At 69.8% G+C, this 13,290-nt stretch carries 14 protein-coding genes; 2 read left to right on the top strand and 12 right to left on the bottom strand.

The genetic code is table 11. The features are described from left to right. The first annotated feature begins 11 nt into the window (after window positions 1–11). Entirely contained in the window at window positions 12–1,211 is a 1,200-nt protein-coding gene (locus tag ACI7YT_RS14385) for a THUMP-like domain-containing protein (protein WP_406246326.1), read from the top strand. Window positions 1,212–1,217: 6 nt separating this feature from the next. Here ACI7YT_RS14385 and ACI7YT_RS14390 read toward each other — a convergent pair whose 3' ends face one another. Genes ACI7YT_RS14390 through ACI7YT_RS14435 form a run of 10 tightly spaced genes read right to left on the bottom strand, consistent with a single transcriptional unit; the run spans window position 1,218 to window position 9,218 of the window. Further along, entirely contained in the window at window positions 1,218–2,321 is a 1,104-nt protein-coding gene (locus ACI7YT_RS14390) for a hypothetical protein (RefSeq protein WP_406246328.1), read from the bottom strand. After that, a complete protein-coding gene (locus tag ACI7YT_RS14395; protein WP_406246330.1) occupies window positions 2,318–3,490 on the bottom strand; it encodes a hypothetical protein in 1,173 nt (390 codons plus the stop codon). The genes ACI7YT_RS14390 and ACI7YT_RS14395 overlap by 4 nt, the downstream gene beginning before the upstream one ends. A 14-nt stretch (window positions 3,491–3,504) precedes the next feature. Further along, a complete protein-coding gene (locus ACI7YT_RS14400; RefSeq protein ID WP_406246331.1) occupies window positions 3,505–4,629 on the bottom strand; it encodes a hypothetical protein in 1,125 nt (374 codons plus the stop codon). Window positions 4,630–4,633: 4 nt separating this feature from the next. Beyond that, entirely contained in the window at window positions 4,634–5,086 is a 453-nt protein-coding gene (locus ACI7YT_RS14405) for a hypothetical protein (RefSeq protein ID WP_406246333.1), read from the bottom strand. Then, window positions 5,083–6,156 (bottom strand): tRNA (adenosine(37)-N6)-threonylcarbamoyltransferase complex transferase subunit TsaD, encoded by a 1,074-nt coding sequence (gene tsaD, locus ACI7YT_RS14410; RefSeq protein WP_406246334.1) that lies wholly within the window; start codon window positions 6,154–6,156, stop codon window positions 5,083–5,085. Before tsaD ends, ACI7YT_RS14405 begins: the two co-directional genes overlap by 4 nt. Then, window positions 6,153–6,626 (bottom strand): ribosomal protein S18-alanine N-acetyltransferase, encoded by a 474-nt coding sequence (rimI, locus tag ACI7YT_RS14415; protein ID WP_406246336.1) that lies wholly within the window; start codon window positions 6,624–6,626, stop codon window positions 6,153–6,155. Before rimI ends, tsaD begins: the two co-directional genes overlap by 4 nt. Next, a complete protein-coding gene (tsaB, locus tag ACI7YT_RS14420) occupies window positions 6,623–7,246 on the bottom strand; it encodes a tRNA (adenosine(37)-N6)-threonylcarbamoyltransferase complex dimerization subunit type 1 TsaB (protein ID WP_406246337.1) in 624 nt (207 codons plus the stop codon). The genes rimI and tsaB overlap by 4 nt, the downstream gene beginning before the upstream one ends. Before the next feature lie 30 nt (window positions 7,247–7,276). Continuing rightward, window positions 7,277–7,759 carry a tRNA (adenosine(37)-N6)-threonylcarbamoyltransferase complex ATPase subunit type 1 TsaE gene (gene tsaE / locus ACI7YT_RS14425; protein WP_406246339.1) on the bottom strand — a complete coding sequence of 161 codons (483 nt, stop codon included), beginning with the start codon at window positions 7,757–7,759 and terminating at the stop codon, window positions 7,277–7,279. Next, window positions 7,756–8,862, bottom strand: coding sequence for an alanine racemase (gene alr / locus ACI7YT_RS14430; protein WP_406246341.1), 1,107 nt, complete (start codon window positions 8,860–8,862; stop codon window positions 7,756–7,758). The genes tsaE and alr overlap by 4 nt, the downstream gene beginning before the upstream one ends. After that, entirely contained in the window at window positions 8,859–9,218 is a 360-nt protein-coding gene (locus ACI7YT_RS14435) for a holo-ACP synthase (RefSeq protein ID WP_406246342.1), read from the bottom strand. Before ACI7YT_RS14435 ends, alr begins: the two co-directional genes overlap by 4 nt. Before the next feature lie 221 nt (window positions 9,219–9,439). On the opposite strand from ACI7YT_RS14435, the gene ACI7YT_RS14440 reads away from it, so the two are divergent. After that, the gene (locus tag ACI7YT_RS14440; protein ID WP_406246344.1) at window positions 9,440–10,267 is read left to right on the top strand and encodes a DUF559 domain-containing protein; all 828 of its coding nucleotides are present in this window, start codon (window positions 9,440–9,442) and stop codon (window positions 10,265–10,267) included. A gap of 150 nt (window positions 10,268–10,417) precedes the next feature. On the opposite strand, the gene glmS is transcribed toward ACI7YT_RS14440, so the two are convergent. After that, entirely contained in the window at window positions 10,418–12,265 is a 1,848-nt protein-coding gene (gene glmS / locus ACI7YT_RS14445) for a glutamine--fructose-6-phosphate transaminase (isomerizing) (protein WP_406246345.1), read from the bottom strand. A 60-nt stretch (window positions 12,266–12,325) separates the two neighbouring features. Next, the gene (gene coaA, locus ACI7YT_RS14450; RefSeq protein WP_406246347.1) at window positions 12,326–13,279 is read right to left on the bottom strand and encodes a type I pantothenate kinase; all 954 of its coding nucleotides are present in this window, start codon (window positions 13,277–13,279) and stop codon (window positions 12,326–12,328) included. Window positions 13,280–13,290 lie beyond the last annotated feature (11 nt).

Genomic DNA, 13,290 nt, shown 5'->3' on the forward strand with positions numbered 1-13,290 from the left:
AGGCTGAACCGGTGGAGATGACCGAGCTCGCCGCCCTGCTCACCCCCGAGGGGCTGCGTCTGCTCGACGACGTCGGGAGCATCGAGTCCACGACCGATGTCGCGAGGGCGGTCTCTCGGCTGCGAGCCGCCGGCCACTCCCCCGAGCTCGTGTCGGCCGTCGTCGGCCAGGCACGGCTGCGCACGAAGGCTGCGGGGAAGTTCGGCCCGTTCGCCGAGCGGATGCTGTTCACGCAGGCGGGTCTCGAGCAGGCGACACGACTCGGCGTCGCGGCACGGCATGCCGGCCGCATGCGTTCCGCGGGGATCCAGCACGTCGCGGACCTCGGCTGCGGCATCGGCGGAGACGCCCTCGCGTTCGCCGGGGCGGGGCTGACGGTGAGCGCCGTCGACGCGGATGAGGTCACGGCGGCGATCGCCGCGTACAACCTGGCGGCGTTCGGCGAGGACGCCACGGTGTCGCACGGAACGGCAGAGGATGCCGTGAGCGCGATCTTCGGAGATGAACGCACGGCGATCTGGATGGACCCGGCCCGCCGCACCTCGGGTCACAGCGAGACGCGCCGTGTCACGGCATCCGACTACTCCCCCTCGCTGGACTGGGCCTTCGACGTCGCCGACCGGATCCCGACCGGAATCAAGCTCGGCCCCGGTCACGATCGCGACGCGCTCCCCGAGGATGCCGAGGCGCAGTGGGTCTCGGCCGACGGCAGCGTCGTCGAGCTCGTCCTGTGGACGGGCGTGCTCGCGCGGTCCAGTGTGCGTCGCGCGGCGCTCGTGATCCGCGGCGACGAATCGCACGAGCTGACCTCCGGAGCGGATGCCGAGGACGCCGACGTCCGCCCGCTCGGCGCCTTCGTGCACGAACCGGACGGTGCCGTGATCCGCGCGCGCCTGATCGGCGACGTCGCCCGGAGCCTGGATGCCGGGATGCTCGACGAGCACATCGCCTATCTCACGGGCGATGCCGCGGTGACGAGCCCGTTCGTGCAGTCGTTCCGGGTGCGCGAGTCGATGCCCGCGAACGTCAAGGCGATCAATGCCGCGCTGCGGAAAGCGGACATCGGGACGCTCGAGATCAAGAAGCGCGGCATGGACATCGACCCGGCGGCCTTCCGGAAGAAGCTGAAGCTCAGCGGAACGCAGAGCGCGACCCTGCTGCTCGCGCGCGTCGGGAACCAGCGGCTCGCGGTGCTCGCCGACCGGGTGTGAGGCGGGTCAGCCGGCGGGCGGGGTCTCGTCCTCCGGGGTGCGTGTGATCACGAGCTGGTACGACGTCTGATCGGTGAACGTGAGTTCGAACGTGGTCCGCTCGCCCTCGGGATCCGGCTCCCGCATGTCCCGGGAGATCGTACTCATCGTCAACGGCTCATCGACGAGCTCGTGGGTCGGAGCGCACGCATCCATCGGCCCCATCCACTCGCCGACATAGATCAGACAGGTCTGCGCCCCCGGCACGGTCGCGAGCCAGACCGGGTGGTCATCGAACGCGCCGATGATGTCGAGCGACGCCGTGGCGAAGTATTGCGCGATCACGGCGGAATCGCGAGCGAGAATGTCCTCCGAGACGACGACGTCATCTGACGGGCCGATCCAGGTCGTCGTCACGCGCCCGGCGAGTTCTCCGTCCGGCGTGGCCAGCGCGAGTGCCGTCGCGATCCTGACGATCCCGGTGTCGCCGTCTTCCCGCGGATACGACACCGCCAGCGAATCCCGACGCGCGACGTACTCCGTCTCGCAGTGCGCCGCGTTGCCTTCCTCGTCGCCGACGATGACGCAGAGCTCTGCGCCGTTGCCCCTCGTCGCGGCCCAGGCCACTGGGCTCTCGTACCCGTTGATCTGCGCGACGTCGTCGACCGCGAGTGCGCGGACCGAGCCGTCGTCGTATTCGCCCGTCGCGGCGATCGCGTCCTGCCACCTCTGCTGCTGGACGCTCAGCTCGATCGACGTCCCCCTCGCTCCCGCAGCCAGGGCCCAGCCGACGCCGACCCCGACGAGGACTGCGAGCGCGACCACCGCTGCCGCGACGAGCCAGCGTCGACGACGCGGCGGTTCGGAGGCACCGGGTTGGACGGGGTTCCGCTCGGATGCTGCTGTTCCACCCGGGCCGGCCGTTTCCGCCGCACCGCGCTCGGAATCACGCACGCCCGGCGCTTCGTGGGTCACCATCGCATCCGGAGCGGACTCGTCGGCCGGAGCCTTCGCCCGTGCAGCCGTCTGGAGCTCGTGCAGCCGGTGCGCCTCGGCATCCGTCAGCGATCCATCCGGACCGTACGCCTTCGCGCGCAGATCCTCGAGTTCCGCAGCATCCGCTTCGGTCACGGTTCGACGTCTCCCGTCCTGTCGTCGATCGCGGCGTCCATCCCGGGAGCGGACGCGCGCTCGATCGTGAGCGTCGGCCCCCGGGTATCCGACGTCGTCACGCGATAACTGGTGGAGGTGCCATCGGGGTTCGCGACCTCCAGCACGACGGGCGAGCTCGCATCCTGCGCGCACGCGCGCTCGACGGAGCCGACCACGGCGACGATGACGCACGCGCTCGGTCCGCTGAACTCCTGCCAGACCGGCCGGTCGCCGTCGTAGCCGACGATCTGCAGGAACTCCCCACCGACGCCGGTCTCGCTCTCGATCCGATCGACGATCGCGAGTTCGTCCTCGCTGTACTGCGACCGCCAGTCCCACACGTCGTTGGAGTCCCAGACGTGGGCGACGACAGCGAGGTCGTCGTTGATGTCCCGGATCACAGTGACGTTGAGTCCGCTCACGTCGCCGTCGCCGTCTGCGGGCAGATTCATCGAGGCGTAGAGGCCGCCGCCCGGCTGGCTGAGCTGGTCGCCCGGGACGCACGCCGGCTCGATCCGGTCCTCGAGCGTGATCACCAGGCAGTGGTTCTTGCCCTCGTCGCGCGTCGCGTGCCAGATCGTCGCCCCGTGGGACTGCCCGAGCGGTGTGATCGAACCGGGATCATAGGAGCCCTCGGCCTCCAGCTCTGCCTGCTCGGCACCGGCCGCGAGCGACAACGCCACCGACTGCATGACCGCCTGACCGAACACGGCCAAGCCGACACCGAACCCGATCAGCAGTGCGAGTCCGACAGCCGCATACGGGAACCACCGGCGCGTCAGGATGCCGCGGATCCCGGGTTTCGCAGTTTCGGGCGACTCCCCGGAACCGCGGGATTCGCCGGCCGCTTCGAGGTCACCGGCGTCAGCATTCCGGTCGCCGGTGGCATCCGGTCCGGTTCGGAGGCACACGTCGGCCGCCGCCCCGGAGCCCTGCGGGTCCGTCCACTGCGGGACGGATGCAGAGCCGTCCACCGCTGCGTCACCTGCCGCGGAGTCAGCCTGTGGCGTGGGCGCCGGCGTCGTGCCACGCACCAGCGCTTCCAGCTCTTCGAGCCGCCGAGCCTCGGCATCCGTCAAACCTCCGCCGGGTCCGTACGCCTTCGCACGCAGCTCGCGCAGCTCGCCGTCGTCCACCCCGTCCGTCACCGTCGGCCCCCTCGTCACCCGGCGTCGCCGGTCGCATCGTCGACGATCGCGCCGCTGTCGACATCGACCTCAGCGACACTGACCGGAGTCTCCGTGATCATCAGATACTCCGAGACCTGCGGCGACGAGGTCAGTTGCGCGTTCACGTGGAAGTCGGACCCGTCCCTGGACGCGACGAATTCGACTGTCAGCGGATCCGACTCGAGATCCCCGAATTCATCGCAGTCGCTGAGTGGGATGCCGTCGGGCTGGATATAGAGCAGACAGTATTCGGCCGCGCCGCGCACGGCCGACCAGATCGGCCGCCCGGCGTAGTACCCGATGACGTAGAGCGAGTCGGCTCGGTACCCCGCGTCCTGCAGGTCTGCCGCGATGGCGCGCTCCTCGTCGTTGGCGTAGCGTTCGGTCGTCGAGCCGACGCTGCGGTATCGGGTCAATGAGACTGCCGGACGCCCATCCGGGCTGAACGCCAGACTGGCGAAGGTCACGTCGACGTCGTCTCCCGTGTCGTCGGACACGATATCGAGTGCCGCGGAGACGGGATACGAACTCAGAGAATCCGTCCGCGAGCACGACGTCTCCACCTCGTCGCCTCCGCCGTCCAGGACGAGACACGTCTGCGCGCCCTGACTCTTCGTCACGTACCACGCGAGCACGCCCTCGCGCTCCCCCAGCGCGATGAGCGACCCGGGGTCCGTCCCCTCCGGCGCGATCTGCTCGCCACGCGCCTGCTGTTCGGCGGTGACGGCGAAGGATGCCGGGGTGTGCCGGGATTCGGCGATCACCCATCCGGCGCCGAGTCCGACGAGCAGCAGCGCCGCACCGGCGGCGAGCGGTACCCAGGGAGAGCGCCGCTTCGCCCGCGGCGCGGGGTCGGTGATCCCGGCATCCTCCGCGGCGCCGACGCCGGGCGCCTCGGGGCCGGCGGCATCCGCAGGGCTGACGACGTCCGCCGCGAGTTCCGTGACGGACGTCGCAGGCACGGACTCCGGCTCGGCTGCGGCGGACTCCGCCGCCATGACCCGATTGTCCTCGAGCTCATGCAGGCGCGCCGCCTCCGCAGCGGACAGGCCGTCGCCGGGCGCGTACGCCCGACGCTGCAGTTCTCGCAGCTCCGCCGTCTCCCCCGATGACAGCATCCGATTACCCGAACGTCCCGGGTTGCAGCGCCGCCCAGATCAGCCAGCCGGCACTGTATATCGTCGCGATGCCGCCCAGGACGAGAGCCCAGACGGCGATCGCCTTGCTCTCCAACGGTCGCCGCAGCGACATGATCGCCGCGATCACGGCGACGATCGCCACCGGGATGCCCCAGCCGACGAAGAAGGAGGCCACCAGCGCGACGATCGCGGCCAGCAGCGCCCACGGCGCGAGTCGCGAGTTGTCCTGCCCGATCGGCTCGGTAACGCTGGGCTCCCACGATCCGACGGCGTCTGGGTCCGGACCGCTCGCGACCACGGGTTCGATGCCGACCGGCCCCGTGGGAAGCTTCGTGTATCCCTCTCGCCGCGCCCCTGGTAGTCGCGCCGCGCCAGCGGGCTTCTCGACGTCGGGACTGGCTCCCTCCACACGGGGTTCTCCCCGCTGCTCGCTCACGCGGCGGCCTCCGCCCGTTCGGCGATCTGGATCTCGGTCACCGGCAGCGTCGAATCAGCCCCGAACGCCAGCGTGGACGGGCGGCGACCCGACGAGATCAGCTCCGCGGCGAGAGCCGCGATCATGGCGCCGTTGTCCGTGCACAGCGACAGCGGCGGGATCCGCACGGTGACGCCGGCGGCCTCTGCGCGCTCCAGTGCGACCTCGCGCAGGCGACGGTTGGCGATGACGCCTCCGCCGAGCAGCAGCCTCGGCACGCCGAGCTCCTGACCGGCGGCGAGAGCCTTGGTCACCAGCACGTCGACGACCGCTTCGCGGAAGCTCGCCGCCACGTCCGCGACCGGCACCGGTGCGCCGTCCGCCTCGCAGCGCTCCACCCACCGTGCCACCGCGGTCTTCAACCCGGAGAACGAGAAGTCGTACCGATGCTTCGCCATATCGGATGCTCGGGAGAGCCCCCGCGGGAAGCGGATCGCCTTCGGGTCGCCGTCGACGGCAGCCCTGTCGATCTCCGGCCCACCCGGATACGGCAGCGACAGCAGACGCGCGACCTTGTCGAACGCCTCGCCCGCGGCGTCATCCATGGTCTCGCCGAGCAGTTCGACGTCCGTGGTCAGGTCGCGCACGTGCAGCAGCGACGTGTGGCCGCCGGACACGAGCAGCGCGATGGTCGGATACTCCAGAGGCTCGGCATCCGGAGTCAGGATGTCGGCCGCGATGTGCCCGACGAGGTGATTGACCGCGAACAGCGGCTTGTCGAGCGAGACCGCGAGCCCCTTCGCCGCCCCGACGCCGACCATGAGGGCACCGGCGAGCCCGGGCCCCGAGGTGACCGCGATGGCGTCCAGATCCTCCAGGCGCACCTGCGCCTCGGCCAGCGCGGCTTCGATCGAGGGCTGCAGCGCCTCCAGATGCGCGCGGGCCGCGACTTCGGGCACGACGCCGCCGTAGCGCGCGTGCGCGTCCATGCTCGACGCGATCGTGTTCGACAGCAGCATCCGCCCGCGGACGATGCCGATCCCGGTCTCGTCGCAGCTCGTCTCGATCCCGAGCACCAGAGGTTCGCTCATGCCGTGGCCTCCTTCGCCGCCGCCCACGCTCGCAGATCCAGGCGCATCACGATCGCGTCGACGCCGTCCGGCTGGTAGTAGCGCGGGCGTCGTCCCAGTTCGGTGAACCCTTCGGACGCGTAGAGTCCCGCAGCCCCCGGGTTGTCGGCGCGGACCTCCAGGAACAGCTCACGGGCACCCCGTGCGGAGGCCTCGGCCAGCAGCTCCGTCAGCAGGGCGCGGCCTCGTCCTGCACCGCGGTGCGCTTCGAGCAGCGCGATCGTCTGAATATCGGCATCCGCTGATCCGCGCACCGAGCGCAACCCGGCGTAGCCGACGATGTCGCCGTCCTGCTCGTCGACGAGGTAGTGACTGTATTCGCCGGCGAGCTCGGCCGCCATGGTCTCGGTGCTCCAGGCGTCGGTCGGGAAGGACGCGCTCTCGATCGCCATGATGGCGTCGAGATCCGCAGGAGTCGCACGACGGATCATGCGCCCACCTTCTTCGGCGCCCCTGGCACCGTCACGTCTGGCTGCCGCAGATACAGCGGCTCCTGGCCGGCGAGCGTGCGGTCCGCACTCCACGCGCGCAGGCCGACGCGCGCGAGAGCCACACCGTCCAGCCCGGTCGCCTCGACCGCGCGGATGCCGTCCAGATGCGCCTCGGCATCCACACGGGGCACGAGGACCGTGTCGGCGACGACGTTCGGGATGCCGTCGGCATCGAACCCGTCGAACACCGTGATCGCGACCTCACGGCGGCGGGCATCGGTGACGACCGCGAAGCGCCCGGCCTCGGCGTCCCGCTCGAGCTCGGTCAGCGCCGGGGCGAAGTGGCTCGGAACAGGGATGACGTCGACGCCCCGGCCGAGCGCGAATGCGCGCGCCGTGGCGATGCCGATGCGCAGACCGGTGAAGGGTCCTGGCCCCATGCCGGCGACGACGTGCTCGATGGAGCCTGGGCCCGCGTCGTCGAGGGCGCGACGGAGAAGATCGCCGATGACCTCGGCGTGGCCGAGCGGATCAGGACTGGAAGCGTCGGCGAGGCGCGCTCCGTCGCCGTCGACGATGGCGACGGCCGAGCCCAGCGAGGTGTCGACAGCGAGGATCACGCTTCCCAGGGTAGTCGGCGCCCGCAGCGGTCACCGCTCGACGCGGGTGATCTCCACGAGACGCGGGGCGTCGGCATCCAGATCCTCGTCCGCGATGCCGTCGGCGCCGCCGATCGGCCGGGAGAGCTCGATGTCCCACCAGGCGTCGGCCACGGCATCCGCCATGCCGCGCCCCCATTCGATCACGACGACCGATCGCGCGAAGTCGATGTCGAGGTCGTCGAGTTCTGCGGAGGAACCGAGACGGTATGCATCCACGTGCACGAGCGGTGCACGGCCGACGAGCGAGGGGTGCGTCCTGGCGATCACGAAGGTGGGGCTCTGCACCGGTCCGCGGACGCCGAGGCCCTCCGCGAGGCCGCGCGTGAAGGTGGTCTTGCCCGCGCCGAGCGGGCCGGTGAGGACGATCAGGTCGCCGGCCTCCAGCTGCTCGCCGATGCGGAGTCCGAGCTGCTCCATCTCTTCCGTCGTGGCGATCTCGCGGTGGCCGAGGAAGGCGGGATCGAGGCTCACGCGCCCCGCCTCGGAACCCGAGGGCCGATGCGCGTGACGATCTCGTAATTGATCGTGCTCGCGGCGTTCGCCCACTCCGTCGCCGACGGCACTCCGAGTGTGGGGTCGCCGAACAGCACGACCTCGTCGCCCACGGCGACATGCGTGTCTCCGACGTCCACGACGAACTGGTCCATCGCGATGCGTCCGGCCACCATGAAGCGTCGACCGCCGATCGTCACCGGACCGCGGTCGGATGCCTGCCGAGGCACGCCGTCGGCGTAGCCGAGGGGGACGAGGGCGAGCGTCGTGTCGCGGTCCGTGCGGTGCACGTAGCCGTACGAGACGCCGGTGCCGGCAGGGACTCTCCGCACGGCTGCGACGGCCGCACGCAGCGTCATCGCCGGGCGCAGCCCCAGTTCGCCGGACGAGCGATCGTCGAAGGGCGACAGACCGTAGAGTCCGATGCCGATGCGGACGGCGTCCAGGCGCGACTCCGGGAGTTCGATCGCCGCCGCGGTGGCCGCGATGTGCAGGATCTCGGCATGGATGCCGAAGGATGCCGCGGCCTGCACGCCCTCGTCGAACCGCGCCAGCGCCGCGCGGTCGTCCTGCGGGGACGTGTTGGAGAGGTGGCTGAAGAGCCCGACGATCCGGACGCGGCCGATGCGCTCCAGACGCGCGGCCTCGGCGAACACCCGCTGCCAGTCGCGTGGCGCGACTCCGTTGCGGCTCAGCCCGGTCTCGAGCTTGAGGTGGATGCCGACGGGACGGTCGACGGACGCCGCGTTGCCCGCGGCCTCGAGCTGGTCGAACGAGGAGATCCCGACCTCGACATCCGCGGCGGCGGCTTCGACGAACGTCTCCCCCGGCTGGTGCAGCCAGGCCATGATCGGCGCGTGGATGCCCTGTCGTCGCAGAGCCAGCGCCTCCGCGATCTCCGCGACGCCGAGGCGGTTCGCGCCGCCCGAGAGCGCAGCGACGGCCGCGGCCGCGGCTCCGTGGCCATAGGCATCCGCCTTGACGACGGCGATGACATCGACGCCCGTGAGCGCACGGAGGTGCCGCACGTTGTCGGCGATCGCGTCGAGGTCGATCCTCGCCTCGCGGAACGGAACGGTCACAGCGGCACTCCTTCCGCCACGACGAACGCGGCCGCGAGGCCGGCGTCGTGGCTGAGCGAAAGATGGAGGGTCAGGATACCGCGGTCCGCGACGACCTCGGCAGTGCTGCCGCTGAGATCGAACCGCGGACGCCCCGAGGGCTCCGAGGCGACCTCGATGTCGATCCAGCGCACGCCGTCCGAGCCGCCGAGCGCCTTGATGAGGGCCTCCTTGGCGGCATACCTCGCGGCGAGAGAAGGCAGGCGCAGTGACCGCTCGGCCGGGGCGAACAGACGCTCCATCAGACGCGGTGTGCGCGTCATCGTGCGCTCGAAGCGCGCGATGTCGACGATGTCGATGCCCGTCCCGATGATCACCGATTCAGCCTACCCGGGCGCGCGCTTCCGCTGACGGACGCCCCGGATGCATGGAGATTCCCCGCAGGCAGGGCCGTTCAGGGTCGAACCGCCAGACAACCGGGATTCCTTCCGACATCCGTGCCCGGTCACTCGCTCTGCACACGCAAGCGATTCGCGAAGTTGTCCACAGTTCCGGGATACTCCGGCTCCGATGAGACGGCCGCCTGGAAGATCGAGCCATGCAATTGTCTCCGTTGATACACGCGCACGGCGGCATCGCCCGAGGATCAGAGCTCAGCGCGTTCGGCTGCACGCGTAAACAACTCTCGATAGCCGTTCGCAACGGCGAGATCAGGCGATTGCGCCCGGGCGTCTTCGCCACATGGACCGCCGACGAGGATGCTGTGACGGCTGCCTCGCACGGCGGCGCACTCACCTGTTCGACCGCGCTGCGACTGCATTCCGTCTGGGTGCTCGATACCGATGAGCATCCGCACGTCTGGCTCGGCGCAGGCGGGCGACGGTTCGCGCACACCCCGTGCACGTGCATTCAGCATTTCCGGACAGGGCCGATGAAACTCGGCGTCGCGCCGGTCGAGCATTCCCTGGTGCATGCGTTCGCTTGCCACGGGGAAGAGTTCTTCTTCGCGGCCTTCGAGTCCGCCTGGAACAGACGGCTCATCGGGCGAGACGTCCGCGTGCGCATCAGGCGAGCGCTCCCGGCATCCGCCAGATGGCTCGTCGATCTCGCCCGTGACGACGCGGAGAGCGGATTGGAATCGCTCGTGCGCCTCCGGCTTCACCTGCTCGGCATTCGGGTTCGAACACAGGTCGATATCGACGGTGTCGGACGCGTCGACTTCGTGATCGAGGACCGCATCATCCTCGAAGCGGACGGCAAGGAGAATCATGCGAGCTCGACGCAGCGGCATCGGGATCTGTCGCGGGATGCCGTTGCATCGCGCCTCGGCTACGAGACGCTTCGCTTCGACTACGCGCTCATCATCCACCAGTGGGACACCGTCATCGCCGCGATCACGGCTGCTCTCGCTCGCGCGCGGGCGTGACCAGGCAGGAACCGAGCACGGATGCATGGAGAATCCCCGCTTGCAGGAGCGTTCACGGCCGAACCGCCGGACATCCGGGATTCTTCCCGACATCCGTACCCGAGGCCGGCGTGAGCCCCGGGTACGACGCGTGCAGACGAGCCGCCCGGCTCACTCCACCGTGACGGACTTCGCCAGGTTGCGCGGCTGGTCGACGTCGAGACCCTTGGCCGTCGCCAGCGCCATGGCAAAGATCTGCAGCGGGACGACGGCGAGCAGCGGCTCGAACAGGGCACCGGCGAGCGGGATGCGGATGACCTCGTCCGCGAACGGCAGCACAGCGGCGTCGCCCTCTTCGGCCACGACGATCACCCGAGCACCGCGGGCGCGGATCTCCTGGATGTTCGAGACGACCTTGGCGTGCACCAGGGCGGAGTGCCGCGGCGACGGCACCAGGACGAACACCGGCTGCCCAGGCTCGATGAGCGCGATCGGGCCGTGCTTGAGCTCGCCTGCGGCGAAGCCCTCGGCGTGGATGTAGGAGATCTCCTTGAGCTTGAGCGCGCCCTCGAGAGCGATCGGGTAGCCGACGTGACGACCCAGGAACAGCACGGAGCGGGTGTCGGCCATCCAGCCGGCGAGCTGCGCGACGTGCTCCTGCTCCTCGGCGAGGACCTTCGCGACCTTCTCGGGCAGCGCCTGGAGCTCGGCGACGTCGGTCGAGGCATCCGCCATCGTGCCTCGGACACGCCCCATGTGCAGGCCGAGCAGCAGCAGTGCCGTGATCTGCGCCGAGAACGCCTTGGTCGAGGCGACGGCGACCTCCGGACCGGCGTGCGTGTAGACGACGGCATCCGACTCGCGCGGGATCGTCGCGCCCTGCGTGTTGCAGATCGAGAGCGTGCGCGCGCCGCGCTCGCGGGCGTACTTGACCGCCATCAGCGTGTCCATCGTCTCGCCGGACTGGCTGATCGACACCACGAGGGTGTCCTCGCCGATCACCGGGTCGCGGTAGCGGAACTCGTGCGCGAGCTCGACGTCGACGGCGACGCGCGCCCACTGCTCGATCGCGTACTTGCCGACGAGGGCCGCATAGGATGCCGTGCCGCAGGCGGTGATGATGACGCGGTTGATGCCGGTGAAGAGCTCGTCCAGACCATCCAGTTCGGGGATGATCACCTGACCGTCCTGGATGCGTCCGAGGATCGTCTTCGCGACGGCCTCCGGCTGCTCGGCGACCTCCTTGGCCATGAACGACGACCAGCCGCCCTTCTCGGCGGCCGCGGCATCCCACGACACGTCGAACGGCTCGGCCTCGACGGGAGTGCCGGCGAAGTCGGTGACGGTCACCTCGGAGGGGGTGATCGAGACGATCTGGTCCTGACCGATCGCGAGCGCCTTGCGGGTGTGCTCGACGAACGCGGCGACATCGGAGCCGAGGAAGTTCTCCCCCTCGCCGAGGCCGATGACCAGCGGAGAGTTGCGGCGGGCGCCGACCACGAGACCCGGCTGGTCCTGGTGCATCGCGAGCAGGGTGAACGCGCCCTCGAGACGGTTCACGACATTGCGGAACGCGAGCTGCAGGTCGCCGCCGTTGTTCGCGTACTCCCGGCCGAGGAGAGCGGCAGCGACCTCGGTGTCCGTCTCGCTGCGGAAGCTCACGCCGCTGGCTGCGAGCTCGTCGCGCAGCACCGAGAAGTTCTCGATGATGCCGTTGTGGATGACGGCCAGCTTGTCGTCGTCGGCGAGATGCGGGTGGGCGTTGACGTCGGTCGGACCACCGTGCGTCGCCCATCGGGTGTGGCCGATGCCGGTGGTGCCGTCAGCGAGCGGGCTCTCGCCCAGCGAGTCGCGCAGCATACCGAGCTTGCCGGCCTTCTTGCGCATGCCGAGATCGCCGTTCTCATCGATGACGGCGATGCCGGCGGAGTCGTAGCCGCGGTACTCGAGACGGGCGAGTCCGGCGAGAAGGATGTCCTGGCTGGGCCGCGGGCCCACGTATCCGACGATTCCACACATGCTCACAAGGGTAAGCGGGGAATTTTGCGAGGGTCCCGAACAATACTTGCCCGTCGCGTATCAGAGCTTGCGCAGCAGCACGCTCTCCACGTCGTGGTCGGCGCCCTTGTTCAGCACGAGCGTCGCGCGGTGCTTGGTCGGCATGACGTTCTCGACGAGGTTGGGCATGTTGATGTCGTTCCAGTAGCCCATCGCCGTCTGCACGGCTTCCTCATCCGTGAGGTGCGCGAACACGTTGAAGTACGAGGACGGATTGCTGAACGCACCCTGGCGGAGCGCCAGGAAGCGGTCGACGTACCAGCTCGCGATGTGCGAGGTGTCGGCGTCGACGAAGATCGAGAAGTCGAACAGGTCGCTGACCGCGACGTCGTTCGGCGCCGGCGGCGGCTGCAGCACGTTGAGACCCTCGACGATCACGACATCGGGGCGGCGGACGACGACGTGCGCGTCGGGGACGATGTCGTATCGCATGTGCGAGTAGAACGGCGCCCGCACCTCCGGGGCGCCCGACTTCACCTCTGTGAGGAACGACAGCAGGGCGCGGCGGTCGTAGGACTCGGGGAAGCCCTTGCGCTCCATGAGTCCGCGGCGCTCGAGCTCGGCGTTCGGATACAGGAATCCGTCCGTGGTCACGAGCTCCACCCGCGGTGTGCCGGGCCAGCGGCTCATCAGTTCGCGCAGCAGGCGCGCGATCGTCGACTTGCCGACCGCGACCGAACCGGCGACGCCCACGACGAACGGCGTCGTGGTGTCGTCCTCCTGGAGGAAGTCGCTCGTCGCCGCCCCCAGTCGCTTCGTCGCCGTGGCGTACAGGCTCAACAGGCGGCTGAGCGGCAGGTACACCTCGCGCACCTCGGTGAGGTCGAGTCGGTCTCCGATGCCGCGGATCTCGACGACCTCCGTCTCGCTCAGCGGCTGATCGAGATCGGCCGCGAGTCGCGCCCATTCCGCGCGATCGATCTCCCGGTAGGGGGACAGCGGGAGCGTGGGGTCGACGGTGGTCACGGCATCCATCGTATCCGCGG

It is taken from the genome of Microbacterium sp. M (assembly GCF_045181065.1).
GTDB lineage: Bacteria > Actinomycetota > Actinomycetes > Actinomycetales > Microbacteriaceae > Microbacterium.

What these genes read in the sequence shown, in the direction of transcription:
- ACI7YT_RS14440 (WP_406246344.1), top strand. Translation starts at nt 9,440, where the DNA reads ATGCAATTGTCTCCGTTGATACACGCGCACGGCGGCATCGCCCGAGGA.
- rimI (WP_406246336.1), bottom strand. Translation starts at nt 6,626, where the DNA reads ATGATCCGTCGTGCGACTCCTGCGGATCTCGACGCCATCATGGCGATC.
- ACI7YT_RS14400 (WP_406246331.1), bottom strand. Translation starts at nt 4,629, where the DNA reads ATGCTGTCATCGGGGGAGACGGCGGAGCTGCGAGAACTGCAGCGTCGG.
- glmS (WP_406246345.1), bottom strand. Translation starts at nt 12,265, where the DNA reads ATGTGTGGAATCGTCGGATACGTGGGCCCGCGGCCCAGCCAGGACATC.
- tsaD (WP_406246334.1), bottom strand. Translation starts at nt 6,156, where the DNA reads ATGAGCGAACCTCTGGTGCTCGGGATCGAGACGAGCTGCGACGAGACC.
- coaA (WP_406246347.1), bottom strand. Translation starts at nt 13,279, where the DNA reads ATGGATGCCGTGACCACCGTCGACCCCACGCTCCCGCTGTCCCCCTAC.